The sequence below is a fragment of the Streptomyces sp. NBC_01717 genome, assembly GCF_036248255.1.
Classification (GTDB): domain Bacteria; phylum Actinomycetota; class Actinomycetes; order Streptomycetales; family Streptomycetaceae; genus Streptomyces.
In genome coordinates this window covers 2,219,797-2,244,398 of record NZ_CP109178.1, presented here as the reverse complement: position 1 = coordinate 2,244,398, position 24,602 = coordinate 2,219,797, and the positions used below count along the sequence as shown (strand labels likewise).

The 24,602-nt window shown below is 71.1% G+C and carries 20 protein-coding genes and 2 pseudogenes; 12 read left to right on the top strand and 10 right to left on the bottom strand.

Features of this window, described 5'->3' with window-relative positions:
- Window positions 1–23 precede the first annotated feature (23 nt).
- Entirely contained in the window at window positions 24–491 is a 468-nt protein-coding gene (locus OHB49_RS10275; RefSeq protein WP_329159653.1) for a winged helix-turn-helix transcriptional regulator, read from the top strand.
- A gap of 123 nt (window positions 492–614) precedes the next feature.
- Here OHB49_RS10275 and OHB49_RS10270 read toward each other — a convergent pair whose 3' ends face one another.
- Window positions 615–1,004 carry a VOC family protein gene (locus tag OHB49_RS10270; RefSeq protein ID WP_329159651.1) on the bottom strand — a complete coding sequence of 130 codons (390 nt, stop codon included), beginning with the start codon at window positions 1,002–1,004 and terminating at the stop codon, window positions 615–617.
- A gap of 77 nt (window positions 1,005–1,081) precedes the next feature.
- On the opposite strand from OHB49_RS10270, the gene OHB49_RS10265 reads away from it, so the two are divergent.
- Entirely contained in the window at window positions 1,082–1,717 is a 636-nt protein-coding gene (locus OHB49_RS10265; RefSeq protein WP_329159649.1) for a nucleoside/nucleotide kinase family protein, read from the top strand.
- 71 nt (window positions 1,718–1,788) lie between these two features.
- A complete protein-coding gene (locus OHB49_RS10260) occupies window positions 1,789–2,916 on the top strand; it encodes an aminopeptidase P family protein (RefSeq protein WP_329159647.1) in 1,128 nt (375 codons plus the stop codon).
- 1 nt (window position 2,917) lies between these two features.
- Here the strand turns inward: OHB49_RS10260 and OHB49_RS10255 are convergent, their stop codons facing one another.
- Together OHB49_RS10255 and treZ are read right to left on the bottom strand one after the other, a co-directional pair.
- Window positions 2,918–3,928 carry an aldo/keto reductase gene (locus OHB49_RS10255; protein WP_329159645.1) on the bottom strand — a complete coding sequence of 337 codons (1,011 nt, stop codon included), beginning with the start codon at window positions 3,926–3,928 and terminating at the stop codon, window positions 2,918–2,920.
- 88 nt (window positions 3,929–4,016) lie between these two features.
- Entirely contained in the window at window positions 4,017–5,777 is a 1,761-nt protein-coding gene (gene treZ / locus OHB49_RS10250; RefSeq protein WP_329159644.1) for a malto-oligosyltrehalose trehalohydrolase, read from the bottom strand.
- 158 nt (window positions 5,778–5,935) lie between these two features.
- On the opposite strand from treZ, the gene OHB49_RS10245 reads away from it, so the two are divergent.
- Window positions 5,936–7,306 (top strand): GH1 family beta-glucosidase, encoded by a 1,371-nt coding sequence (locus tag OHB49_RS10245; RefSeq protein ID WP_329159642.1) that lies wholly within the window; start codon window positions 5,936–5,938, stop codon window positions 7,304–7,306.
- On the opposite strand, the gene OHB49_RS10240 is transcribed toward OHB49_RS10245, so the two are convergent.
- Window positions 7,295–8,521, bottom strand: coding sequence for an MFS transporter (locus OHB49_RS10240; protein ID WP_329159640.1), 1,227 nt, complete (start codon window positions 8,519–8,521; stop codon window positions 7,295–7,297). The genes OHB49_RS10245 and OHB49_RS10240 overlap by 12 nt on opposite strands.
- A 125-nt stretch (window positions 8,522–8,646) precedes the next feature.
- Here OHB49_RS10240 and OHB49_RS10235 point away from each other — a divergent pair.
- A pseudogene (locus OHB49_RS10235) lies at window positions 8,647–8,808 on the top strand (alpha-L-fucosidase); the annotation flags it as partial.
- Here OHB49_RS10235 and OHB49_RS10230 read toward each other — a convergent pair.
- Window positions 8,780–9,691, bottom strand: a complete 912-nt coding sequence (locus OHB49_RS10230; RefSeq protein WP_329159638.1) for a GNAT family N-acetyltransferase — start codon at window positions 9,689–9,691, stop codon at window positions 8,780–8,782. The pseudogene OHB49_RS10235 and the gene OHB49_RS10230 overlap by 29 nt on opposite strands.
- A 179-nt stretch (window positions 9,692–9,870) precedes the next feature.
- Entirely contained in the window at window positions 9,871–10,830 is a 960-nt protein-coding gene (locus tag OHB49_RS10225) for a GNAT family N-acetyltransferase (RefSeq protein ID WP_030974909.1), read from the bottom strand.
- Between the two features lie 206 nt (window positions 10,831–11,036).
- Between OHB49_RS10225 and OHB49_RS10220 the strand changes: the two genes are divergently transcribed.
- Window positions 11,037–11,630: a DUF1707 and FHA domain-containing protein gene (locus OHB49_RS10220; RefSeq protein WP_329159635.1), complete on the top strand. Its 594-nt coding sequence runs from the start codon at window positions 11,037–11,039 to the stop codon at window positions 11,628–11,630.
- Between the two features lie 21 nt (window positions 11,631–11,651).
- On the opposite strand, the pseudogene OHB49_RS10215 reads toward OHB49_RS10220, so the two are convergent.
- A pseudogene (locus OHB49_RS10215) lies at window positions 11,652–11,807 on the bottom strand (dihydrolipoyl dehydrogenase); the annotation flags it as partial.
- 245 nt (window positions 11,808–12,052) lie between these two features.
- Here OHB49_RS10215 and OHB49_RS10210 point away from each other — a divergent pair.
- Window positions 12,053–13,072 (top strand): cytochrome P450, encoded by a 1,020-nt coding sequence (locus tag OHB49_RS10210; RefSeq protein WP_329159633.1) that lies wholly within the window; start codon window positions 12,053–12,055, stop codon window positions 13,070–13,072.
- Here the strand turns inward: OHB49_RS10210 and treY are convergent.
- Window positions 13,032–15,431, bottom strand: a complete 2,400-nt coding sequence (gene treY / locus OHB49_RS10205) for a malto-oligosyltrehalose synthase (protein WP_329159631.1) — start codon at window positions 15,429–15,431, stop codon at window positions 13,032–13,034. The genes OHB49_RS10210 and treY overlap by 41 nt on opposite strands.
- Before the next feature lie 159 nt (window positions 15,432–15,590).
- On the bottom strand, window positions 15,591–17,780 hold the full coding sequence (glgX, locus tag OHB49_RS10200) for a glycogen debranching protein GlgX (RefSeq protein WP_329159629.1): 2,190 nt from the start codon (window positions 17,778–17,780) through the stop codon (window positions 15,591–15,593).
- A 358-nt stretch (window positions 17,781–18,138) separates the two neighbouring features.
- Here glgX and OHB49_RS10195 point away from each other — a divergent pair, with 358 nt between their 5' ends.
- Both OHB49_RS10195 and OHB49_RS10190 read left to right on the top strand, forming a co-directional pair.
- Complete coding sequence (locus OHB49_RS10195) at window positions 18,139–19,371, top strand: SAV2148 family HEPN domain-containing protein (RefSeq protein ID WP_037821892.1); 1,233 nt, start codon at window positions 18,139–18,141, stop codon at window positions 19,369–19,371.
- 81 nt (window positions 19,372–19,452) lie between these two features.
- Window positions 19,453–20,181, top strand: a complete 729-nt coding sequence (locus OHB49_RS10190; RefSeq protein WP_329159626.1) for a 3'-5' exonuclease — start codon at window positions 19,453–19,455, stop codon at window positions 20,179–20,181.
- A 116-nt stretch (window positions 20,182–20,297) separates the two neighbouring features.
- On the opposite strand, the gene OHB49_RS10185 is transcribed toward OHB49_RS10190, so the two are convergent.
- Window positions 20,298–21,164: a phosphotransferase enzyme family protein gene (locus tag OHB49_RS10185; protein WP_329159624.1), complete on the bottom strand. Its 867-nt coding sequence runs from the start codon at window positions 21,162–21,164 to the stop codon at window positions 20,298–20,300.
- 125 nt (window positions 21,165–21,289) lie between these two features.
- Between OHB49_RS10185 and OHB49_RS10180 the strand changes: the two genes are divergently transcribed.
- From OHB49_RS10180 to OHB49_RS10170, 3 genes are read left to right on the top strand one after another with little or no spacing between them, the layout of a single operon-like run.
- Window positions 21,290–22,249 carry a carbohydrate ABC transporter permease gene (locus tag OHB49_RS10180; RefSeq protein WP_329159622.1) on the top strand — a complete coding sequence of 320 codons (960 nt, stop codon included), beginning with the start codon at window positions 21,290–21,292 and terminating at the stop codon, window positions 22,247–22,249.
- Entirely contained in the window at window positions 22,246–23,085 is an 840-nt protein-coding gene (locus OHB49_RS10175; RefSeq protein WP_329159620.1) for a carbohydrate ABC transporter permease, read from the top strand. The genes OHB49_RS10180 and OHB49_RS10175 overlap by 4 nt, the downstream gene beginning before the upstream one ends.
- Window positions 23,085–24,392 (top strand): ABC transporter substrate-binding protein, encoded by a 1,308-nt coding sequence (locus OHB49_RS10170; RefSeq protein ID WP_329159619.1) that lies wholly within the window; start codon window positions 23,085–23,087, stop codon window positions 24,390–24,392. The genes OHB49_RS10175 and OHB49_RS10170 overlap by 1 nt, the downstream gene beginning before the upstream one ends.
- The last annotated feature ends 210 nt before the right edge of the window (window positions 24,393–24,602 follow it).

The window sequence follows — 24,602 nt, the reverse complement described above, 5'->3', positions numbered from 1 at the left end:
GCCAGGCGGGCTACCATGACGGAATGAAGTGGCTGGAGATGAGCACGGAGAACTGCACGGTCCAGCGCACCCTCGACGTGGTCGGCGAGAAGTGGACGCTGCTGATCCTGCGTGACGCCTTCAACGGGGTGCGCCGCTTCGACGACTTCCGCCGGCATGTGGGGCTCTCGGAGGCGGTCCTGGCCGGCCGGCTCCGCAAGCTGGTCGCGGCCGGGGTCCTGCAGACCGTCCCGTATCAGGAGCAGGGCAGCCGGACCCGGCAGGAATATCGCCTGACCCGCAAGGGCCGGGATCTGTGGCCCGTTCTCGTGGCGCTCAGGCAGTGGGGCGAGACCTACGTCGGCGATGCCGAGGGGCCGGTCCTGGACATGCGGCACAGCGATTGCGGCGCCCCGGTGCAGGTCGTGGTCGAGTGCTCCGGTGAGCACGCCGCACTCACCCCGGCCGAGGTCACGGTCCTGCCCGGGCCTGCGGCCAGGCCTCACGGCTGAGTGGCTGCAGGCGAGTTGACCCCTTCGCGGCGGTCGACAGCACATGCGTTCCGAGGCCCGGCCGCACGACGGATCGCTCCCATCCCGCCGGAGTCCTCGGCAGAGGGAACATCTCGGGGCGGCTCACGCGGGCTGCAGCAGGTCCCAGCGGTTGCCGTACAGGTCCTCGAAGACCGCGACCGAGCCGTAGGGTTCGTGGCGCGGCTCCTCCAGGAAGCGCACTCCGGCTGCCTGCATCCGCGCATGGTCGCCCGCGAAGTCCTCGGTGTGCAGGAAGAAGCCGACCCGGCCGCCGGTCTGTGCGCCGACGCGGCTCCGCTGCTCGTCGTCCTTCGCGCGGGCCAGCACGAGCCCCGTTCCCTCTGCCGCGCCGCGCGGCCGGACGACGACCCAGCGGGAGCCGTCCCCGCGGTCGGTGTCCTCCAGGAGCTCGAAGCCGAGCGCGTCCGTGTAGAAGGAGATGGCCTCGTCGTAGTCGCGGACGACCAGGGTGACCAGGGCGATGTGTGACATGGCGGTTCCTCGAGGGTACTGAGTCGGTTATACGTAACACTACCCAGGATGCCGCTCGTGCCGGGACAATGCGCCGCATGCAGACGAGTGACGTCGGTGAACTGTCGGCCCGCGCCCGCCGGCTCGCCGTCCCCGGCCGCCGCCGCATCCTCGGCATCGCGGGGCCGCCCGGCGCCGGGAAGTCCACGCTCGCCGAGCGGCTGGTCGACGGGCTCGGCGGGCGCGCCGTCCTCGTCCCGATGGACGGCTTCCATCTCGCGCAGGCCGAACTGGACCGCCTCGGCCGCGCCGGCCGCAAGGGCGCCCCCGACACCTTCGACGCGGCCGGATACGCCGCCCTGCTCCGACGCCTGCGCACACCCGGGGATCAGGGGCCCGTCTACGCCCCCGCCTTCGACCGCGCCCTGGAGGAGCCGATCGCCGGGGCCGTTCCCGTACCCCCGGACATCCCGCTCGTCGTCACCGAAGGCAACTACCTCCTCCATGACGACGGGCCGTGGGCTCCGGTGCGCCGGCTGCTCGACGAGGTCTGGTTCCTGGATCTCGAACCGGACGTCAGGGTCCGCCGACTCGTCGACCGCCATGTGCGGTTCGGCAAGCCCCGGCCGCACGCCGAGCGCTGGGTCGCGGAGTCGGACGAGACCAATGCCCGGCTAGTCGACCGTGGCCGGGACCGCGCCGACCTCGTCGTACGACTGCGACCCGCCGTCTGACCCACGCTCGCGCCTGTCCCCGCCGCCGGGCAGGATGCTGTGTGCCGTATCGCTTCGCCAGGAGGTTCCGCATGTCCAGCCCGAACCAGCCCGTGCCGTTCACCGCCGACGACTACCGGGCGAGGATGGCGCGGGCCGCCGAGTCCGCCGCCGAAGCCGGGCTCGCAGGCGTCCTCGTCGCACCGGGCCCGGACCTCGTCCATCTCACCGGCTACCGGCCCGTGAACACCGAACGCCTCACTCTCCTCGTCCTCAGGGCGGGCGAGGACCCGGTGCTCGTCGTCCCCACCCTGGAGGCGCCGGACGCCGAGCAGGCCGTCGGCTCCCCGGCCCTGACCCTGCGCGACTGGACCGACGGCAAGGACCCGTACGCCGTCGCCGCCCCGCTGCTCGACGCGGACGGCCGTTTCGGGATCAGCGACAACGCCTGGGCGATGCATCTGCTCGGACTGCAGCAGTTCCTCCCCGGCACCTCGTACGTCTCCCTCACCGAGGCCCTGCCGATGCTGCGGGCGGTCAAGGACGCGGCCGAGCTGGAACGCCTCGCCGCGGCCGGGGCCGCCGCCGACGCCACGTACGAGGAGATCCTGAAGGTCCGCTTCTCCGGCCGAAAGGAGACCGACGTCGCAGCCGATCTCGCCGCACTGCTCAAGCAGTTCGGACACTCGCAGGTCGACTTCACCGTCGTCGGCTCCGGCCCGAACGGCGCCAACCCGCACCACGAGGCGGGCGACCGCACCATCGAGCGCGGCGACATGGTGGTGCTCGACTTCGGCGGCCTCAAGCACGGCTACGGCTCCGACACCTCCCGCACGGTCCATGTCGGCGAGCCCACTGCCGAGGAGCAGCGGGTGCACGACATCGTGCGGGAGGCGCAGGAGGCCGGCTGCCGCGCCGTCCGGCCCGGCATCGCCTGCCAGGAGATCGACCGGGCGGCCCGCGCCGTCATCACCGAATTCGGTTACGGCGAGCGCTTCATCCACCGCACCGGCCACGGCATCGGCGTCACCACCCATGAACCCCCGTACATGATCGAGGGCGAGGAGCAGCTGCTGGTGCCCGGGATGTGCTTCTCCGTGGAGCCCGGGATCTATCTGCCGGGCCGGTTCGGCGTGCGCATCGAGGACATCGTGACCGTCACCGAAGACGGCGGGCGGCGGCTGAACACCACCGCGCGCGAGCTGGCAGTCGTCGAGTAGTTCACGAGCCGCCGCGGTTGCTGAGGCGCTCCAGGGTCGCGTACGGATACGGCAGCGGCCGCGCGCTCGCCCCGTCGAGCCGCGCCGTCTGCTCGGCCGTCAGTTCCCAGCCGACGGCGCCGAGATTGTCGGTCAGCTGCTCGACGGTACGGGCCCCGATGATCGGGGCAGTGACCCCCGGCCTTCCGAGCAGCCAGCGCAGCGCGACCTGGGCGGGTGTGCGTCCGGCCTCCTCGGCGACGGCGACGACGGCGTCCACGACGCCCCAGGTCTCCTCGTTGTCGCGGAGCCGCCAGTCGTCGCTCCCGTTCTCCTGCCGGACGGCGGCGCGGGAGCCGGCGGGCGCCTCGGTCATGCCGCGCCGGTACTTGCCGGACAGCCAGCCGCCGTCCAGCGGGGACCACGGGATGATTCCGACGCCCTCCTGGACGCTCAGCGGGGCCAGCTCCCACTCCACCTCGCGGTGCAGCAGGTTGTAGAGCGGCTGGAGGCACACGTACGGAGTCCAGTCGCGCCGTCGCGCGAGGTCCAGTGACTTCTGGAGCTGGGAGGGGGCGAGATTGCTCGCGCCGAGATAGCGGACCTTGCCGGCCTTCACCAGCGTGTCGAGCGTGGCGAGGGTCTCCTCGATCGGCGTCGTCGCGTCCCACAGATGGGTCTGGTACAGGTCGATGTACTCCGTGTTCAGGCGGCGCAGACTCGCCTCGACGGCGGAGAGGATGTGCTTGCGGCTCAGCCCCCCGTCGTTCGCGCCGTCGCCCATCTGACCCCACACCTTGGTCGCGATGACGAGATCGTCGCGGTTGCGGCCCTTCAGCCAGCGGCCGAGCACCTCCTCCGAGCCACCGCGGTCGTACATGTCCGCGGTGTCGATGAAGGTGCCACCCGCCTCGGTGAACGTGTCGAGAACGCGGTGGGCGGCCGCTTCGTCGCCCGCCCTGGTGAACGTCATGGTGCCCAGGCACAGTTCGCTGACCTGGAGTCCGGTCCCGCCGAGAAATCGCTGCTTCATGGCACCGACCGTACGAGGTGAAGCGCACACGAAGGCAAGAGGTCCCGACGGCCCACGTGTCCCGTTCCCCGTGCTGTGCCGCGCCGCGTCAGTCGTCGGCGAGTACCACGCTCGACTCCGGCGGCAGGTGCAGCAGCCCGTCCGCGTCCGGCGCCGCCACCGGTTCCCAGGCGGCCAGCACCCTGCCCATGCCGGTCCGGTTCCGTCCACCGCCGAGCGGGATCGTGGCCGGCTTCTCGTCGAGGTTGACCGCGATCCGCAGGTCGCCCCTGCGGTACGCCAGCCAGCGACCCTGCTCGTCGTGGGCGGTCTTCACCGCGGCCAGATCCGGATCCGACAGGTCGGGCATGGTGCGGCGCAGCGCGATCAGTTCGCGGTACCAGGCGTGGAGGCGGGCATGCGGTTCGCGTTCCGGTTCGGTCCAGTCCAGGCAGGAGCGGTCGCGGGTGGCCGGGTCCTGCGGGTCCGGGATGTCGTCCGCCGCCCAGCCGTGCGCCGCGAACTCCCGCCGCCTGCCGTTGCGTACCGCCTCGGCGAGTGCCGGATCGGTGTGGTCGGTGAAGAACTGCCAGGGGGTGCGGGCACCCCACTCCTCTCCCATGAACAGCATCGGGGTGAACGGGCCGGTCAGCACCAGTGCCGCCGCGCAGGCCAGCAGACCGGGGGAGAGCGTGGCGGAGAGCCGGTCGCCGAGCGCCCGGTTGCCGATCTGGTCATGGGTCTGTGCGTAGCCGACGAAGCGGGTGGCCGGGGTGCGGACGGTGTCGACGGGGCGGCCGTGCGTGCGGCCACGGAAGGCGGAGTACGTGCCGTCGTGGAAGAAGGCTCTGGTCACGGTCTTGGCGACGGCGGCCAGCGGGGCGGTGGCGAAGTCGGCGTAGTAGCCCTGGGACTCGCCGGTCAGAGCCGTGTGCAGGGCGTGGTGGAAGTCGTCGTTCCACTGGGTGTGCAGACCGATCCCGCCCTCCGCGCGCGGCGTCGTGGTGCGCGGGTCGCAGAGGTCGGACTCGGCGATCAGGGTCAGCGGGCGGCCGAGTTCCGCGGCGAGTGCGTCGACCGCCGTGGACAGCTCCTCCAGGAAGGTGAGGGCCCGGGTGTCGGCGAGGGCGTGGACGGCGTCGAGCCGGAGCCCGTCGAGCCGGTAGTCGCGCAGCCAGCCGAGCGCACTGCAGAGCAGGTACCCGCGGACCTCGTCCGAGCCGGCGGCGTCGAGGTTGACCGCGGCGCCCCACGGCGTGTGGTGGGTCTCGGTGAAGTACGGGCCGAACGCCGGGAGGTAGTTGCCGGACGGGCCCAGGTGGTTGTGGACCACGTCGAGGACCACCGCAAGGCCGAGCCCGTGCGCCGTGTCGACAAAGCGCTTCAGTCCGTCCGGGCCGCCGTACGGTTCGTGCACGGCCCACAGCGACACCCCTTCGTACCCCCACCCGTGAGTGCCGGGGAACGGGCAGACGGGCATCAGCGACACATGCGTGATGCCCAGCTCGGCGAGGTGCGGCAGGCGCGCCGCGGCGGCGTCGAAGGTGCCCTCCTCGGTGTACGTACCGATGTGCAGCTCGTACAGGACGGCGCCTGGTAGCCCGCGCCCCGTCCACGCGGCGCGCCAGGGGTACGCCTCCTGGTCGACGACGGCGCTCTCGCCGTCCGGGCCGTCGGGCTGGCGGCGCGAACGCGGGTCGGGAAGCACGGGGCCGTCGTCGAGGACGAAGCCGTACCGGTCGCCGTCCGCGGCCTCCGCATCGGCCGTCCACCAGCCCGTTCGCACCTCGTCACGCGTCATCGGCCGCAGCGCGCCGGCCAGTCGCAGGCGGACCGAGTCCGCCTCAGGTGCCCATACCTCGAACAGCATGCATCGCTCCTCGTCTCGTCGCCTCGGCCCCATGGTCGGCAGAAGTCGCGATCACCGGCCCACGACACTGGATCGAGCCCATTACTGGCGATTAAGGTCTGGTTCTGATCATTGCCCTGCCAGGTTCTGGCTCATACGTACGGCTGCTGGAGGCCGAGATGACTGTGCCGACGTTCCCGCCGGGATTCCTCTGGGGAGCCTCCGCCTCCGCCTTCCAGACCGAAGGAGCGGCCGACGCCGACGGCAAGGGCCCCTCCGGCTGGGACGCCTTCGCCGCCCAGCCGGGACGGATCAAGGACGGCACCGACACCAGCCGCGGCACCGGCTTCCACGAGCGCTACCGCGAGGACGTCGCCCTGCTGGCCGGTCTCGGCGCCGACGCCTTCCGGTTCTCCGTCAGCTGGCCGCGCGTGGTGCCGGGCGGCAGCGGCGCCGTCAACCCGGCAGGGCTCGACTTCTACGACCGGCTCGTCGACGAACTCTGCGCCCACGGCATCACCCCGGCCCCCACCCTGTACCACTGGGACACCCCGCTGCCGCTCGACGAGGCGGGCGGCTGGCTGAACCGGGACACCGCCTACCGCTTCGCCGAGTACGCGGGCATCGTCGCCGAGCGGCTCGCCGACCGCGTACCCATGTGGATCACCATCAACGAACCCGCCGAAGTGACCATGCTCGGCTACGCGTTGGGCGAGCACGCCCCGGGCCGCACCCTCCTCTTCGACGCGCTGCCCGCCGCCCACCACCAGCTCCTCGCCCACGGTCTGGGTGTCCGCGCGCTGCGGGCGGCCGGCGCAACCGAGATCGGCGTCGCCGTCTCGCACACCCCGGTGTGGACCGCGGGTGAGTCGGACGAAGACCGGTTCGGTGCCGAGTTGTACGACACCCTCACCAACTGGATGTTCGCCGACCCGATCCTCACCGGCCGCTACCCCGACGAGAACTTCGCCGCGCTGATGCCCGGACCGGTGGAGGACGACCTCAGGACGATCTCCACCCCGCTCGACTGGTACGGGGTCAATTACTACAACCCCACCCTCGTCGGCGCCCCCAGGGCGGACGCGCTCGAAACGTTCTCCGGCTTCGGGATGCCCGCCGAACTCCCCTTCGGCATCCGCGAGATCGAGGGTTACGAGAAGACCGACTTCGGCTGGCCCGTCGTCCCCGACGGACTGCGCGAAACCCTCGTCCAGCTGCAGGCCCGCTACGGGGACCGGCTCCCTCCCCTCTACATCACCGAGAACGGCTGCGCCGTCGACGAGGCCGTCACCGACACCCGCCGGATCGCCTTCCTCGAAGGCCACCTGGGCGCCCTGCGCACCGCGATCGACGCGGGCGTCGACGTCCGCGGCTACTTCACCTGGTCACTGACCGACAACGTCGAGTGGATCGAGGGCGCCAGCAAGCGGTTCGGCCTCGTCCACATCGACTACGAGACACTGCGCCGGACCCCCAAGGAGTCGTACGCCTGGTACCGCGACGTCATCCGCAGCCAGAAGGCCGCACGGACCGTGGAGTCAGCGGACTGACCTGATCCGCCACACCAGCACCCCGCCCACCACCGTCACCACGGTGGACGCCAGGTACAGCCCCGCGTAGCCACCCGCGTACGCCACGATCGGCGCGGCCAGCGCCGGACCGAGCACCTGGGGCGCGGAGTTGGCGACATTGATCACCCCCAGGTCCTTCGCCCGGTCCTCGGCCGCCGGCAGGACCTGGGTGATCAGTGCCTGGTCGACCGCCACATAGATCCCGTAGCCGAGCCCGAGGAGCACCGCCGCGCCCATCGCAGCCGGCCAGGTGTGCCAGAACGTCAGCAGCAGCGAACCCACCGCCATCACCATCGAACAGGCGCTGACCATCATCTTCCGCTTGCCCAGCCGGTCCGAGACGATGCCGCCCGCCACCGCCGTCACCACCACGCCGCCGGTGTAGAGCAGCGTCAGATACAGCACACCCATGTCCGGGTCCGGGTAATGCACCGCGTCCTTGAGGAAATACAGCAGATACAGGGTGCCGATCGCATTGCCCAGCTGGACGAGGAACCGGGTCAGCCACGCCCAGCCGAAGTCCGGATGCAGCCGCGGACTCACCCAGAAGTCCTTCAGCCGTACCGCCGACCCCGGAATCCCGGGCACCGCCGGATCACGCGTCAGCAGCACGAACGGCACCGCGCACAGCACCACCAGACCCGCCAGCATCAGATACCCCGAGGCGATCCCGGTCACCACCACCGACACCAGCAGCACGCCGAGGACCAGCCCCAGCGTCTGCGGTATCCCGATGAACCCGGACACCGCCGCCCGCTGCCGCACCGGCACCTGGTCCGGCACCACCGCATTCGTGCCCGCCAGCATCGCGTTCAGCCCCAGCTGCGCCAGACACCAGCCGAGCGCCACCCCGACCACGGTCGTCTGCGCCGCCGTCACCACCAGACCGACCGCACCCACCAGCGCGCCGCCCACGATCCACGGGTGACGGCGCCCGAACCTCCCGCCCGTCCGGTCCGACAGCGCACCGGCGACCGGGTTGGCGACCACCGCCACCAACGCCCCGACACCCGTCGCCCAGCCGAGCGCCACCTCCTTGCCGGACGTCGTCAGATCGTCGATCTGCTCGGCCAGCAGCACCTGGATCGGGGTGAGGAAAGCCATGTACAGGCCCAGGTTGGCCAGCACCAGACCGCTGATCCAGCCGCCGCCGACGCGGGACTGCGGTTCCGTTCGGGTGTCGTCCACGGTCATCGGCCGCTCGCCATCAGCTCGGTGGTGCGCGTAGCCATCACGGTCGGAGGTGCCCCGGAGGTGCCCGGATCCTACGAACGACCCCCTGAGCGATCAATACTTCGCGCCATGGTCCTCGTGGTGGCACCGCGCTGGAGACCGGGACGGCGGCCGCAGGAGGCAACCTGCTGCTGAAGGTGGGACCGCGCGGCGAGGATGCGACCATCCCCGCCGCGCAGCAGCTCCGCCTCTACCGGCCGGCGGAACTCACCTCGCACCTCACACCAGATGGATGCGTTCCTGTATGACCCGATGGCCGGCCCGGGCGAACGCGGCCGCCATCGGCGCATTGCCCCGGTCGGTGGCGCCCGCGATGAACTCGGCGCCCTCGGCCGCCAGGAAGTGCGTGCACTCGACGAGCAGGTCGTACCCGTAGCCGTGGCCACGCTGTTCGGGCACGACGCCGATGAAGCCGATGCACGGACCGCCCGGGTTACGGGCCGGCACCTGGATGCCGGCCACCTCGCCGTCGGGGGTGTACGCCAGTTGCCACCAGGAGCGCGGCGAGGGGCACCAGTGGAAGAAGTCGAGCTCCTCCTGCGCCGCCTGCTCCAGTCCGCCGGGGCCCTCGATGGCCCGCCGGGCGTGCGCGTCCAGCGTGACGGAGTGGACCCGGCGCAGCACATCGAGGATCACCGCGTCGTCCGGCTCCGGGCGGAACACGAGCCGGCCGGGCCGCTCGGGCAGCCCGCACTCCGGTGTCCACTCGTACCGGTACCGCTCCACCAGCGGCTCCATGCCGGCCGCGCGGGCGGCGGCGATCCTCGACTCGGCGGCGGCCGTGACATCGGGCCGCTCCCGCCAGTCGGCGGGCAGCATCAGCTCGTACTCGGCGTACAGCGGTGCACGGCGCAGCAGTTCGCTGCCCGCCTCGTCCTCGCCGTCGGCGAAGTCGAACCGGTCGAGCGTCACCGGCTCGGTGTCATCGGGCCCCGACCACCAGGCGGCCCTGGCCACGACGACACCGTCGCGTAGAGCGACCCAGGTCCACTCGGGGCGGTACTCGCCGCCCTCGTGCACGGTGGCGTAGCTGTGGCCGAAGGCGGCGCGGCCGACGAGACCGGGGTCCTGCAGGGTGCGGAAAAGATGTGCGTCGCTCTCGGTGAGAGCGCGAACGACCAGATCGGTCATGGAAAAAGTCCTCCGGAAGAAGCGATGCGCTCCCGGTCAGACCGAAACCGAAACCGCCCGGCGAACGGGACGGGAGCGCGGGAATGAAGTGGTACTGGTACGCACTGTTCTCGCCTCCTTCCTCGATCCTCGGGCGGGCGCCCACCGTAACCGGCCCCACGGCGCACGGTCCACCGAATTCATGCCGGTTCCCAGATCATGTTGAACGCGCGCTCGAAGTTGACGTACCCCAGGCGCTCGAACGACTTCGCCATCGGCACATTGCCGAGGTCCGTCGCGGCCCGGATCCGCTCCACGCCGTCCTGCGCGGCGAGCACCCGCGTGCCCTCGGCGAGCAGCTCGTCGATATGGCCGCGACCGCGCTGCGCCGGCAGCACTCCGATGTACGCGATGATCGGGTTGTAGCTGTTACGGGCCGGGATCACGAACCCGACCGGCTCACCGTCGGGGAGTTCGGCGATCCGCCACCACTCCCGCGGGGTGGTGTACTCCGCGAGCTCCTCGTCGTAGTGCTTCTCCGCCGCCTTGCGCGCGGACAGGCCCGACGCGAGATCCTCCTGGCCGTGCGCGTCCAGGGTGCCCTCCATCACCGGGGTCATCAGCGCGAGCAGATCCTCGCGCCCGGCCACCGGACGGAAGCGCAGCCGGCCGGTGTCGGCCGGGACCGGCGTACCTGCCCGCCACTCCAGGCGCAGCCGTTCGACCAGCATCCGCGCACCGGTGCGCTCCATCACCCGGATCCGGGCCTCGACGATGTCGCGGGCCACCGGGTCCTCGCGCCAGTCCGGCGGTACGAATCGCCCGTACTCCGGCCGCGGGACCCCGGCGGGAACGACGGCCGCCGTCGCCGCCTCCAGCAGCCGGACACCTGTCTCGGTGCGTTCGGGCTCGGGCAGCGTGTCGTCGACGTCGAAGAAGTCGAGCGCCAGCGGTACGTCCCCGCCCTGGCTCCACCAGCCGGCCCGCGCCACCACCCGGTCGCCGCGCAGCGCCAACCACAGCCACTCCGGGCGGCGGCGCCCGGTGGCGAGGTCGTCGGCCAGTTCGTGGTCGAGGACGTACAACAGGCTTCGGAAGAGCCCGAGTTCGTCGGGCCCGGTGAGCGGACGGACGGTCAGCTCCAGTGGTGCAGGGGTCACCAAGTCTCCATGTCTCCTTGAGGCGTGCCGGCCAACCGGTTCTCAGCGCACGGCACGCGGCGGCAGACAGTAGCAACCTTCGCCGGACACCGCCCCCGACTTTCGGCACGGGCGTTCTGCGCAGCCATGCCGCGCGCGCAGGTCAGGCGGGCGGAAAGCAGGCATGTTCTGGACACTCCGGGGCGGTCGGCCCGACAATCGGTCCTGTGACGTCCTCCTTCGAGTTCCACACGTATCCCGCGCGGGTCTCCGACGCCCAGCGCGACCGTGTTCTCGGTGTGCTCAGAGAAGGCGCGGCCCAGGGCAAGCTGTCCCATGACACGTTCATGCGGCGCATGGAACTGGCCCTGTCCGTCGACCGCTCGGAGGAGCTGGAGGCACTCACCGCCGACCTGAGGACCGAAGGCCGCTGGACACGCGGGCTGTTCCAGGTGGTGGGCGCGGTCTCCGGATTCCCCGCGCGGGTGCGCAGGGCCTGGCAGGCCGAGCGGCTGCCGAAGTTGCTGCTGCCCGCGCCCACCCCGTACCCCGTGCTGATCGGCCGCGACCCGGCGAACGGATTGCGGCTCACCCACGAGACCGTCTCGCGGATGCACGCCGAACTCACGGTGCAGGGTGGCCGATGGATCCTGCGCGATCTCGGCTCGACCAACGGCACGTGTGTGAACGGGCAGCGGGTGACCGGGGCGGTGTCGGTGCGCGACGGGGACCAGGTGAGCTTCGGCAGGATCACCTTCCGGCTCTCCGCGCCCGTACTCAAGCCTCCCGAGTTTCCTGGGATTCCCGGGCGTCCGGTCTGATGCCGATGGGCCGGCTGCGGATCAGGCCTGTTGGTGGAGGCCGCGTCCGGCGAGGGTGAGGGAGGCCTCGCCGACCGCCTCGGAGGGCGTCGGACGGGCGTGGACGTGGTGTGCCACATCGGACGGATCGGCGTCCCGGCCGACGGTCATCCGGCTCTCGGCGATCATCTCGGAGACATCTCGTGGTGTTCTCCCGAGTGGAGCCGACGGGCGCCGCTGCGGCGTTCACGGAGCTGCTGCGGGCGGGCCGGGGGCACGCGGCTCAGCCGGCTCGCACCGCTGCGGGCGGGGGCACGGTCGGTAGCCGCTCCCGGCGCCTCCTGTTACCCGAATGGCCGTACCGCCAGTGCAGTGAGTGCGCCGCGATGGTCCCCTGGAATCATCCGCGCCATACCGCGGCGCACCGATCCAGGGGGGTACGGATGCCGGCTGATGAGCCCGACCGCATACCCGTGCCCACGCCTGTGCCCGCGCCCGCAGCGGGCCTCGGCCACCGCGCCGCCCGGCCCGGCACCGGCCCGAGCCTCCTCGCCCCCGGCGCCGCGCACGATCCGTACCGGCTCTACCGCGTGCTGCGCGAGGAGTACCCGCTCAGCTACGACGCACTCCTCGGCGCCTGGCTGCTCAGCCGGTACGCCGATGTGACCACCGCCCTCACCGACCCGCGGTTCACCGGCTTCCCGCACGACGGGGCGCCCCGCGGCGGGCCCGCGCCGCGTGGGCTCTGCCATGGCACTGTGCTCTGCGGGCCCCGGCCGCAGGACATCGCGCGGGCGGCAGCGACCGCGCCCCGTCACCTCACCGAGCACGTGGGGCGGACCGCCTACGTCCTCGCCCGCCGAATCGCCGGGCGGCAACAGGCGGACCTCGTGAAGGAGTTCTGCCACTGGCTGCCCGTCGGCGCCGGCGCGTACCCGGACCTGGGCCCGCTGCCCCGCAACGCCGCCACCGTCCCCTGCACCCGGCAGACCGGCCTCCGTGAGACCGCGCTCGCCTCCTTCCTCGCCAATGTGCTGGACGACCCCGACCTCCTTGCCGCCCTGCGTGTCGAACCCGCCCTCGCCCACCGCGCCTGGACCGAATCGCTGCGCCGCGACCCTCCCGTGCAGTTCGTGCTGCGCCGCACCGTCGCCGAGGTGCGGGTCAGCGGTGGCACGCTCCCCGCCGGTGCGCCCGTCGCCTGTCTGATCGGCGCCGCGGTCCGAGATCCCGAGCGGTACGCCTCACCCGACCTCTTCGACCCGTTCCGTCGTGACCAGGGCACGTCCACGGCCGGACCGGAGTCCTGCCCGGCCGTCCTGCTCGGCCGGCTGGAGGCGGAGCAGGGACTGGGCGCCCTGCTCGACGCCATGCCCCGCCTCCGCTGGGCGGACGGGTTCCGCCCGGCCGGCACCGGTCTGATCACCCGCGGTCCGCGGACCCTCCTCGTCCGGCCCGGCTGAGCAGCGCCACCGGCCGCTCGGCGAACAGCTCGGCCACCGCGACCGCACCGCCGGAGAACTCCCGGCCCGGCGTCAGCAGATCGGTCCACGTGCCGTCGTCCGGCAGCGTCAGCTCCGTCCCGCGCCAGCCGCCCGCCCCGGCCAGCCGCAGCGACAGCCTGGTCACCGCCGTGACCACCTCGCCCGAGCGGCAGAAGGCCAGGCAGTGCACGGCCGCCGGACCCTTCGCGGTCAGCGGGGTGTACGTCCCCGATTCGCCGAAAAGCTCCGGCCGCTCGCGCCTCAGCCGGAGTGCGGCCAGTGTGAGCGCGGCTTTCTCACCGACGGGCTCGTCCTCGGGCGGCCGCCGGAACGGCTGCCGGTTGTCAGGGTCGACGAGGGCGGTGTACTCCTGCTCCGTCCCCTGGTACAGGTCCGGCACCCCCGGCATCGTCAGCTGCACCAGCGCCGCGCCGGCGATGTTGGCCTGCGCGAACGGTTCGAGCGCGGCCGCGAACCGCTCCAGCACCGCCCGCGCCGGGCCCGTGCCGGCGGCCGGTCCCGCTGCGACGAAATCCGTCACCGCCCGCTCGTACACCGGATCGGGCTCGGTCCAGCTTGTGAAGAGACCTGCCTCGCGAACCGCCTTGAGCAGTGCGGATTCGAACCGCCTCGCTCTCTCCGCGGCCGGCAGCCCCGCGCAGCCGAACGCCGTCTGCCAGGCCTGCCAGGCCAGCTGGGGATCGGGTGCGGTCGCCGTCGGCGCCGCCCGCCCCAGCTCCGCCAGCAGCTCCGACCACTGATCCGGGCACTCCGACAGCACCGCGATCCGGGCCCGCACATCCGCACTGCGCTTGGTGTCATGGGTCGTCAGCGCCGTCCCGGTGGCGGGCCAGTCGCGCGCCAGCCGGGCACAGAACGCATGGAACTCCTCCGGAGCCACCGCCGGGGACCCGGGATCACCGCCCACCTCGGCCGCCGAGATCAGCGGCGCGTACCGGTAGAACGCCGTGTCTTCGACCGACTTGGCCCGCAGCGCGGACGCGGTCTGTGCGAACCGAGCGCAGAACGCCGCCCGCTCCGGCCCGTCACCGAGCCGCCCGAGTGCCAGATTCCGCACCACATCGACGGCCGTCGCCTCCTGCGGCACGGAGAACACCGCTCTGGCCTCCCGTACGGCCGTGTCCGGCAGCGTCGCCTCCGCCGCCGCCGTGCAGGGCCCGCCGGCCGTCACGTACGGACGGTAGACCGGAACCCGGACGAGCAGTTCGCGCACGGCGGTGTGCAGCGCCCAGGGGGCGTGGTCGCGCAGCGCGGGGTCCTCGGCGCAGATGCGCACGGCGAGCCTGGTCAGGTGTTCTGTCTCGGCGGCCAGCTCGTGCGTCACCACCCGGTACGCGGCCCGGCGGACCGTCGCCGCCCAGTAGCCGCCGCGGTCCCCGGCCGGACTCGCGAACTCCCGGTACATGCCGGCCAGCTCGGCAGTGCCCACCGGGTCGACGAACAGCCCGTCGACCCGGTGCAGGGCGTCGTACCCGGTCGTCCCGGCGACGGCCCAGCCCGCCGGCAGCGGCTCGGTGCCGGTGAGGATCTTCTCCACGACCGTCCACCGGCCGCCGGTCGCCTCGCCGAGCCGCTCAAGGTAGGAGGCGGGATCGGCGAGTCCGTCCGGATGGTCGATGCGCAGCCCGTCGACCACACCGTCCCGGACCAGTTCGAGGATCTTGCCATGGGTGGCGGCGAATACCTCGGGATCCTCCACCCGCACCCCGATGAGGTCGGAGATGGTGAAGAACCGCCGGTAGTTCAGCTCGGTACGGGCCAGTCGCCACCAGCCGAGCCGGTAGTGCTGCGCAGCCAGCAGCTTCGTCAGCGGCAGGCCGGCGGTTCCGGCCCTGAGCGGGAACTCCTGTTCGCCGTAGTGCAGCACCTCCCCGTCGACCCGGAACCGGTCCGTCTCGTCGCCGATCCGGCCGCCGAGCACCGGCAGCAGCACCTTGCCGTCGCCCGCCGCCCAGTCGATGTCGAACCAGCGGGCGTACGGGGACCCGGGGCCCTCGCGCAGGACCTCCCACAGCGCGCGGTTGTGCCGGGGGACAGCGGCCATATGGTTCGGCACGATGTCCAGCACCAGCCCGAGTCCGTGCTCCCGCGCCGTGTGCGCCAGCTGCCGCAGCCCTTCCTCACCGCCGAGCTCGGCCCGGACACGGCTGTGGTCGACGACGTCATAGCCGTGTGTGGAGCCGGGCACGGCTTCGAGAACCGGGGACAGATGCAGATGGGATACGCCGAGCGCGGCGAGATACGGCACCGCGTGCCCGGCGGCCGAGAACGGGAAGTCGGGCTGGAGCTGAAGCCGGTACGTGGCGGTGGGCGTCATGCGAACGTACGTACCCAGCCTGACGCCGACTGTGACACCGTATTCGCCCCATCCATCCGGACGAGCGGTCACCACAGAGCAGCCCGGGCGCCTCTGCCGCCGCTCTCATCCACCCGGTTCGCTCCTCCGGGCCATGCCGCATCGGAAGGAGGACAGCCCTTAGGCCGGGCGCTGCAGCACCGCCATGCTCCGCCCCACCAACGTCACCCGCTCACCCGCCGCCACCTTCGGCCCCGCTCCGGGCCTCACCCCGTCCGGGCTGGCGGTGTCGACCACGATCGACCACTGCCGCCCATGGTTCACCGGGACGGCGAACTCCAGCGTGTCGGCGCTCGCGTTGAACATCAGCAGGAACGAGTCGTCGGAGATCCGCTCACCGCGTGGCCCCGGCTCCGAGATCGCGGACCCGTTCAGGAAGACCGTCAGCGCCTTGGCGTGCGCCGCCTGCCAGTCGCGCTGGGTCATCTCACTGCCCTCGGGCGTGAACCAGGCGATGTCGGAGAGTTCGTCGTGCGTGCCCTCCACCGGCCGCCCGTGGAAGAACCGGCGACGCCGGAAGACCGGGTGGTCGCGACGGAGCCAGACCATCGCCCGGGTGAACTCCAGCAGAGTGCTGGCAGCGACGGATTCCGCCCCGGCGTCGTCCTCGGCACCGTCCTCTTCCCCGTCCCCGTCCTCGCCCGGGGCGCCGGCCTTGCGCGGTTCCGGCCAGTGCACCCACGACAGCTCGTTGTCCTGGCAGTAAGCGTTGTTGTTGCCGCGCTGCGTGCGGGCGAACTCGTCGCCGTGACTCAGCATCGGCACCCCCTGCGACACCATCAGCGTGGCGATGAAGTTCCGCATCTGCCGCTCGCGCAGCCCCAGCACCTCCGGCTGATCCGTCTCGCCCTCCACGCCGCAGTTCCATGACCGGTTGTGGCTCTCGCCGTCCCGGTTGGCCTCGCCGTTCGCGTCGTTGTGCTTGTCGTTGTACGAGACCAGGTCGTGCAGCGTGAACCCGTCGTGGCAGGTGGTGAAGTTGATCGAGGCGAGCGGCCGTCGACCGTCGTCCTGGTAGAGGTCCGAGGAGCCGGTCAGCCGCCCCGCGAACTCGGCTAGGGTCCGCGGCTCGCCGCGCCACAGATCGCGCACGGTGTCCCGGTACTTGCCGTTCCACTCGGTCCACAACGGCGGGAAGTTCCCCACCTGGTAGCCGCCCTCACCCACGTCCCACGGCTCGGCGATCAGCTTCACCTGGCTGACCACCGGGTCCTGCTGCACAAGGTCGAAGAACGACGACAGCCGGTCCACCTCGTGGAACTGGCGGGCCAGCGTGGCCGCCAGATCGAAGCGGAAACCGTCCACGTGCATCTCGGTCACCCAGTACCGCAGCGAGTCCATGATCAGCTGGAGCACGTGCGGCGACCGCATCAGCAGCGAGTTGCCGGTGCCCGTGGTGTCCATGTAGTACCGCTGGTCGTCCGCGAGCCGGTAGTACGAGGCGTTGTCCAGTCCCCGGAACGACAGCGTCGGCCCCAGGTGGTTGCCCTCCGCGGTGTGGTTGTAGACGACATCGAGGATGACCTCGATGCCCGCCTGATGCAGCGCCCGTACCGCCTGCTTGAACTCGCTCACCTGTTCACCGCGGTCGCCGCGGGAGGCGTACGCGTTGTGCGGGGCGAAGAAGCCGATGGTGTTGTAGCCCCAGTAGTTGGCGAGCCCCGCGTCCGCCAGCCGGTGGTCCTGGACGAACTGGTGCACCGGCATCAGCTCGATCGCCGTCACACCGAGTTCGGTCAGATGTGCGATGACCTCCGGGTGGGCCAGCGCCGCGTAGGTGCCGCGCAGCTCCTTCGGCAGTCCCGGATGGAGCATGGTCAGGCCCTTCACATGGGCCTCGTAGATCACCGTGCGGTGGTAGTCCGTACGGGGCCGCCGGTCGTCGCCCCAGTCGAAGTACGGGTTGACCACCACCGACGTCATCGTGTGCGGCGCGGAGTCGAGGTCGTTGCGCGCGTCGGGGCGGCCGAACGGATAGCCGTACACCGCCTCGCCCCACCGGATCTGCCCGGAGACCGCCCGCGCGTACGGATCGAGCAGCAGCTTCGCCGAGTTGCAGCGGGTTCCGTGCTGCGGCTCGTACGGTCCGTGCACCCGGAACCCGTACCGCTGCCCGGGCATCACCCCGGGCAGATAGGCATGGCGGACGAAGGCATCGGTCTCTCTCAGTTCCACCGCCGTCTCGGAACCGTCGTCGTGCAGCAGGCACAACTCGATCCTGTTGGCGGCCTCCGAGAAGACCGCGAAGTTGGTGCCGACGCCGTCGTACGTGGCGCCGAGGGGATACGCCTGTCCCGGCCAGACCTGCATAGATATGACTCTTCCACTTCTGATCCGGGTGCTGGGGGCACTTGGGACCGACCCGGCCAGATCTTCCCCGAAAGAGTGCCCCGCACCTAGGACGTCGGCCGGTCCTGTCAACATCGGTCCTCTCCGTGTCGCCCGGAACCGGAATCCGAGAACCTGACCGGGCCGTACGTCCGGTATGCGGCACCTGACGGGGTGCCCAATCACCGTGAATCCGCTCACTCCGGCAGATCTCGCCAGCGGGAACAGGCCTTACTCATGAGGGAGTTGAGAAAGGAGCCTGTGCATCCGGCTGCACCGGCTCCCGCTCCCGGAGTACCCTTCCTTGATCATTGGTGGGGGAGCGGAAGGCGGTGCGCGGGTGAGCTCGGGAGGGTTCGAGCTGCCCCCAGGTGACGCAGGTCACGAGGGGGAATCCGTCGACGCCCCGCCGGGGGCGGTATCGCTTGCGCAGCCCATGGAGATCGGCGCCGAACTGGACTGGGGCGCGGATGCCTGGAGCGAGGTCCGGACCCGGGCCCAGCGCGCCGGGCGGGCCTACATCTGGCTGAATCTCGTGGAACAGCGGCTGCGCGCCGTCGTCGCCGCGGTGCTGCGGCCCATCTACGAACCGGTGCACGGCGACGACTGGGTGGTGGCCGCCGCGGGGCCCGCCGGGCAGGAATGGGTGCAGCGCGCCGTCGCCGTGCGCGAGGTCTCCCGCCGCAAGGGATATCTGCTCGACCCGGCCGACGACAATGTGCTCAGCTTCCTCACGCTCCCGCAGCTGCGGGAGCTGATGATCCAGCACTGGCCTTGCTTCGAGCCGTACTTCGACGACCGGCGCGACGTCGAGCTGGCACTCGACGAGCTGGAGGTCGCCCGCAACGTGGTCTCCCGCAACCGCGCACTGAACGAGGCGGTCCTCGCCCAGGCCGAGCGCGCCTCGGCGCGGCTCCTGGAGATCCTCGGCAGCGGCGCCGCGGTCCCGTCCGCCGACCGGCTGCCGGTCGACGCCGTCGAGGAACTGGTCGGCGACCGCTACGCGGATGTGGTCTCCGTCCACCCCGACCGGGTCCGGCTGCAGCGCCAGCTCCCCGCCGAGGACCTCTTCGGCGGCTCGCGCCGCCTCGACGCGATCGGCATAGGCCTCAATCTGCTGGTGCAGAACTTCTCCGGCCGCAGGCTCGTCCGGCTGGCCGAATCGGGCTGCCGGATCCGGTTGCTCTTCATCAACCCGGCGAGCAGCGCGGTCAAGCGCCGCGAGCGCGAACTGGGCCTCAAGAAGGGCGAGCTGAGCCGGTCCGTGGAGATGAACATCCTCCATATGCGCCGGGTCCGCTCCAAGCTCCGCGATCCGGGCGCCTTCGAGATCCATGTCTTCGACGAGACGCCGCGCTTCACGGCCTATCTGGTGGACGGGGACGGGGCGGACGCGGTGGGCGTCGTCCAGCCGTATCTGCGGCGCGCACGCGGCATGGAGGCGCCGGTGCTGGTGCTGCGGGGCGGAGGGCGGGCGGTGGTCCGCGCGGGGCAGGACAACGAGCACGGGCTGTTCGAGACATACCGTGAGGAGTTCGAATCCGTATGGACGGACTCCCGCCCGGTCTCCTGAGCCAACCGCCTGCGACCGTTGTCAGTGGTGCATGGCAGGGTGGTCATCACCTGGGGGAGAGCACCACGAAGGAGGTACGGGATGAGCTGGCACCGGGAGGCCCTGGTCGGCTTCGATCTGGAGACGACGGGCACGGAGCCGCTGGAGGCCCGGATCGTGACGGCTGCGGTCGTCGGCGTCGACGGCAGGGACGGGGAGCCGGTGCGGCAGCGCATCTGGTTGGCCGATCCGGGGATTCGCATCCCGGCACAGGCCTCGGCGATCCACGGCATCAGCAGCGAGCGGGCGGCGGCGGAGGGGCGGCCGGCGCGCGAGGTGGCGGACGAGATCGCTGAGACGCTCGTGGGCCACTGGCGCCAGGGAGTGCCGGTCGTCGCGTACAACGCGGCCTTCGATCTGACGCTGCTGACGGCCGAGTTGCGCCGGCACGGGCTGCCGTCCCTCAGTGACCGGCTCGACGGCGGCGGGATCGGTCCGGTCGTCGACCCGTACACGATCGACCGGGCGGTCGACCGCTACCGCAAGGGCAAGCGGACGCTGGAGGCGGTCTGCGTCGAGTACGGGGTGGTGCACGGCGGCGCCCATGACGCGGGCGCTGACGCGCTGGCCGCGGTGCGCGTGGCGTACGCGATAGCCGAACGGCACGGCTCGGTGGCCGCGCTGACGGCGACCGAACTGCACGAGCGCCAGATCATCTGGTACGCGGACTGGGCGTCCGGCTTCCAGTCCTTCCTGCGCCGCAAGGGCACTCCGGACGCAGTGATCGACTCCCGCTGGCCCGTACGGGAACCGGCGCAGATCACCACCTGATCCCCATTTACAAGCCCGAGCCCGCCCGCAGATCCGAGCCCGAGGTCTCCCATCTCCTGGAGGCCATAGGGGAGATTCAGGACATAGCGGCCGCTGGGAGACCCCGGCAGCAACCGCTAGAACGGATACCACCGCACCTCGGGGTCACCGTCACGCAAGGACGCAACCCTGCGCCGGAACTCAGCAAGCGCCTTCGGATTGCCCGGCGCATGCTGTGAGACCCACGCACAGCTGGCCGTCTCCCGGGCGCCCCGCAGCACCGCGCAGCCGTCCCACTCCCGGACGTCCCAGCCGTACACGGCGGTGAACGCGTCGTACGCCTCCGCCGTCAGCCCGTACCGGTCGCGGGACAGTGCGAGGACCACCAGATCGTGCTCACGCAGATCCGCGGAGAAGGTCTCGAGGTCCACCAGTACCGGCCCGTCCGGACCGACATGGACGTTGCGCGGCAGTGCGTCACCGTGGATCGGCCCCGGCGGCAGATGCGGCACCAACGCGGCCGCTGCCGCGGCGAACCCGTCCCGCCGCTCCCGCAGATATGCAGCGTCGGCCGGATCGATCGCGTCGCCCGCGATCCGCAGCCACCGCTCCACCCCACCCAGCAGCTCCCGCCGCGGCAGCGCCAGTCCGTCCGGGGCGGGCAGCGCGTGGACCAGGGCGAGCAACGGCGCCAGATCCCGCGGCTCGGCGGGGCGCACCGCGTCGGGGAGCCGGTGCCAGACCGTCACCGGGTGTCCTTCGACAAGCCGCGCCTCCGACTCCGCCGCCCGCACGGCGGGGATGTCCGAAGCGGCGAGCCACTGCGCGACGGCCACCTCGCGCTCGGCCCGGCTGCGCAGCTCCGGGTTCCTAACGGCGTCCCGGCCGACCTTGACCACCAGGTCGCCGACGGCGAACACCGCGTTCTCGCCCAGCGCGATCAGCTCGGCGTCGCCGGAAAGCCCGGCAGCGGTCAGCACCTCGCGCGCACGCATCTCGTTCATGGTCCGATTTTCGCATCCGTGCACACCGCCTTGACGAACCGACGGCCCGTCAGCACCATGGCGGGGGCCACCTGAGCGGCCGGAACTGGATGAAAGCGATCCAATGACGCAAGGGGGTCGAATTCATGACGTTGGCGAATGCAACCGTACAGTCCGGACAGCACGGTCCACCCGGCAGTCCGCGGTCCCGACAGGGCAGACAGGCGCCGCGGATCAACCGGAACGCCGGCACCTGGTTCCTGGTGCTCCCCGCCCTGATCCCGATCCTGATCCTCAGCGTCGGCCCGCTGCTCTACGGCGTGGCCCTGGCGTTCACCGATGCCCAGTCCGGCCGCACCCGGTCCACCCAGTGGGTCGGCGGACTGAACTTCCAGGACCTGCTCCACGACACCCTGTTCTGGGACTCGTTCCGGATCGGCCTGGTCTGGGCGGTCGGCGTCACCGTCCCGCAGTTCCTGCTCGCGCTGGGACTCGCCCTCCTGCTCAACCAGAACCTGCGGATGCGCTGGCTCGCGCGCGCCCTGGCGATCATCCCCTGGGCCATGCCCGAAGTCGTGGTCGGCATCATGTGGCGGCTCGTCTACAACCCGGACGCCGGCGTCCTCAACGAGACCATCCGCGATCTCGGGCTCGGTGACGGCCGGGACTGGCTGACCGGACTGGCCACCGCACTGCCCGCCGTGATCGTCGTCGGTGTCTGGGCGGGCATGCCGCAGACCACCGTCGCACTCCTGGCGGGGCTCCAGAACACCCCGCACGAACTCCACGAAGCGGCCGCCCTGGACGGCGCGGGCGCCTGGCGCCGGTTCCGTACCGTCACCTGGCCGGCTCTCCGGCCGGTCGCGCTCGCCATCACCGCCCTCAACTTCATCTGGAACTTCAACTCGTTCGCCCTGGTCTACGTCCTGACCAACGGCGGCCCCGGCGGCCGGACCCGGCTTCCGATGCTCTTCGCGTACGAGGAGGCCTTCCGCTACGGCCAGTTCGGCTACGCCGCGGCGATGGGCTGTGTGATGGTCGCGGTGATCTCCGTCGTCCTCGCCTTCCATCTCGTCGGCCGGCTCAAGGGAGGCGAGGACCAGTGAGTATCCGTACCGGCAGATCCGCCCGCACCGGACAGTACGTGGCGCTCCTGGGCTACCTCGTCTTCCTGGCGTTCCCGTTCCTCTGGCTGATCTCCACAGCCTTCAAACCGGCCCGCGAACTGGGTTCCCTGCACCCCACCTGGATCCCCGAGCATCCGACCCTGGACAACTTCCGGCAGGCCTTCGACGAGCAGCCGCTGCTCCAGGCCGCGGCCAACTCGCTGATCGCCGCACTGTCCGCCGCCCTGATCGCCGTCGTCATCGCGACGCCCATGGCCTATGTGATGGCCCGGCACCGCACCAGGCTCTCGGCGGCCGCCACCGGCTGGGTTGTGGTCAGCCAGGCGTTCCCCTTCGTGCTGCTGATCATTCCGCTGTTCCTGATTCTCAAGAATCTGCATCTGATCAACTCCCTGTGGGGGCTGATCATGGTGTACGTCGTCTGGGCGCTGCCGTTCGCGCTGTGGATGCTGGTCGGCTACGTCCGCGCCGTACCGCCCGAACTCGAGGAGGCCGCCTCGGTCGACGGCGCGAGCCGGCTGCGGACGCTCGTCTCGGTCACCGCTCCGCTGCTGGCCCCAGGAATCGTCGCCACCGCGCTCTTCGCGTTCATCACCGCATGGAACGAGTTCTTCTTCGCACTCGTCCTGCTCAAGACACCGGAGAAGCAGACCTTGCCGGTCGTACTCACCCACTTCCTCGGCGCGGAGGGGGCGGCCGAACTCGGGCCGCTCGCCGCCGCCGCATTCCTTGCCACCCTGCCGTCCCTCGTCCTCTTCGCGGTCATCCAGCGCCGGATCACCGGTGGCATGCTCGCCGGGGCGGTGAAGAGCTGATGCGCGCACCGGTACGGACGGCGGCCGCCGCAGCCACCGCGCTGGCCCTCCTGCTCACGGGCTGCAGTGGTGACGGAGGCGGAACGGACACCAACGGGAAGATCGAACTGCGCTTCCAGTCGCTGGCCTGGCAGAAGGAGTCCGTCGACGCCAACAAGCAGCTGGTCAAGGAGTGGAACGCCACCCACCCCGACATCCAGGTCGAGTACGTCCAGGGCAGCTGGGACAGCGTCCACGACCAACTGCTCACCTCCTTCGAGGGCGACGAGGCGCCGGACGTCATCCACGACGCCTCCGACGACCTCGCCGACTTCGCGTACGGCGGCTATCTCGCCGAGCTGCGCGCCCTCCTGCCCGACCGGCTGACCGCCGACATCCCGGAGCAGAGCTGGCGGACCACGACCTTCGGTGACGGCGTCTACGGGGTGCCGTTCCTCCAGGAACCCCGGGTCCTGATCGCCAACACCAAGATCCTCAAGGCCTCCGGGGTCCGTATCCCGACCCCCGCGAACCCCTGGAGCTGGGAGGAATTCCGGCAGGTCACCAAGGAGCTGACGGGCAAGGGGGAGGGGAAGGCGACGTACGGCGTCGCCTGGCCGCTGAAGGAACCCGTCTCCGTCACCCTCAACCTCGGCCTCTCCAGCGGCGGGCAGCTCTTCCACCGCGGCGCCGACGGCAAGGTGACCATCCGCCTCGACGAAGGCGACCAGGTGGTCCCCGGCACCATCCGCGACCAGGTCAACACCGACCACAGCGCTGCCCGCACCGCGCTCGGCATGGGCGGCTCCGACACCCTCCCCGGGCTGTTCGGCGGGCGGTACGCGATGGTCCCGCTGGGGTTCTCGTACCGTCAACAGGTCGTCGAACAGGCGCCTGAGGGCTTCGATTGGACGGTGCTGCCCGCCCCGGCCGGCAGCGACGGGCTCGCCCAGGGCGTGAGCCCGCAGACCCTGTCCGTCGCCGAGTCCAGCCCGCACAAGAAGGCGGCCGTGCAGTTCATCGACTTCCTGCTGCGTCCACCGAACATGGTGCGCCTGGCAGAGGGCGACTGGATGCTGCCGACCGGCACGGCGGCGCTCGCGGATCCGGCCCTGCACACCACCGAGAACGGCTGGGCGACCGGCGCAGCCCTGGCGAAGGGGCTGCGCTCGGCGCCCGCCCAGTCGGTGCGCGGCTACCCCGAGTGGAAGGACAAGGTCGCCACGCCCGCACTGCAGGAGTACTACAGCGGGGCGATCGGCCGGGACGAGCTGAACAGGCGCCTGGTCGACGACGGGAACCGGGTACTGGCCCGCTACCAGCGCTGAGGACCACCGACCGAGGCCGTTCTCCACTCGGCGCCCCACGCACGTGCAAGGCCCTTACGCGCATGGGGCTTTGGGGTCGGACGCCCGACTTGACCACCGCTGGCCGATTTCTTATTACGAAACCTTGTTGAGTAAGTCACAGCTGTATGAAGGGGTTGATCTGAGCGTGTCAATCGGTAAGGGTTTCGAGCCAGCCCCCGGAGATCTTCC

Excerpts from the sequence above, each read along its gene's own strand:
- OHB49_RS10275 (WP_329159653.1), top strand. The coding sequence starts at position 24 with ATGAAGTGGCTGGAGATGAGCACGGAGAACTGCACGGTCCAGCGCACC.
- OHB49_RS10270 (WP_329159651.1), bottom strand. The coding sequence starts at position 1,004 with ATGTCACACATCGCCCTGGTCACCCTGGTCGTCCGCGACTACGACGAG.
- OHB49_RS10265 (WP_329159649.1), top strand. The coding sequence starts at position 1,082 with ATGCAGACGAGTGACGTCGGTGAACTGTCGGCCCGCGCCCGCCGGCTC.
- OHB49_RS10260 (WP_329159647.1), top strand. The coding sequence starts at position 1,789 with ATGTCCAGCCCGAACCAGCCCGTGCCGTTCACCGCCGACGACTACCGG.
- OHB49_RS10255 (WP_329159645.1), bottom strand. The coding sequence starts at position 3,928 with ATGAAGCAGCGATTTCTCGGCGGGACCGGACTCCAGGTCAGCGAACTG.
- treZ (WP_329159644.1), bottom strand. The coding sequence starts at position 5,777 with ATGCTGTTCGAGGTATGGGCACCTGAGGCGGACTCGGTCCGCCTGCGA.
- OHB49_RS10245 (WP_329159642.1), top strand. The coding sequence starts at position 5,936 with ATGACTGTGCCGACGTTCCCGCCGGGATTCCTCTGGGGAGCCTCCGCC.
- OHB49_RS10240 (WP_329159640.1), bottom strand. The coding sequence starts at position 8,521 with ATGACCGTGGACGACACCCGAACGGAACCGCAGTCCCGCGTCGGCGGC.
- OHB49_RS10230 (WP_329159638.1), bottom strand. The coding sequence starts at position 9,691 with ATGACCGATCTGGTCGTTCGCGCTCTCACCGAGAGCGACGCACATCTT.
- OHB49_RS10210 (WP_329159633.1), top strand. The coding sequence starts at position 12,053 with ATGCCGGCTGATGAGCCCGACCGCATACCCGTGCCCACGCCTGTGCCC.
- treY (WP_329159631.1), bottom strand. The coding sequence starts at position 15,431 with ATGACGCCCACCGCCACGTACCGGCTTCAGCTCCAGCCCGACTTCCCG.
- glgX (WP_329159629.1), bottom strand. The coding sequence starts at position 17,780 with ATGCAGGTCTGGCCGGGACAGGCGTATCCCCTCGGCGCCACGTACGAC.
- OHB49_RS10190 (WP_329159626.1), top strand. The coding sequence starts at position 19,453 with ATGAGCTGGCACCGGGAGGCCCTGGTCGGCTTCGATCTGGAGACGACG.
- OHB49_RS10185 (WP_329159624.1), bottom strand. The coding sequence starts at position 21,164 with ATGAACGAGATGCGTGCGCGCGAGGTGCTGACCGCTGCCGGGCTTTCC.
- OHB49_RS10180 (WP_329159622.1), top strand. The coding sequence starts at position 21,290 with ATGACGTTGGCGAATGCAACCGTACAGTCCGGACAGCACGGTCCACCC.
- OHB49_RS10170 (WP_329159619.1), top strand. The coding sequence starts at position 23,085 with ATGCGCGCACCGGTACGGACGGCGGCCGCCGCAGCCACCGCGCTGGCC.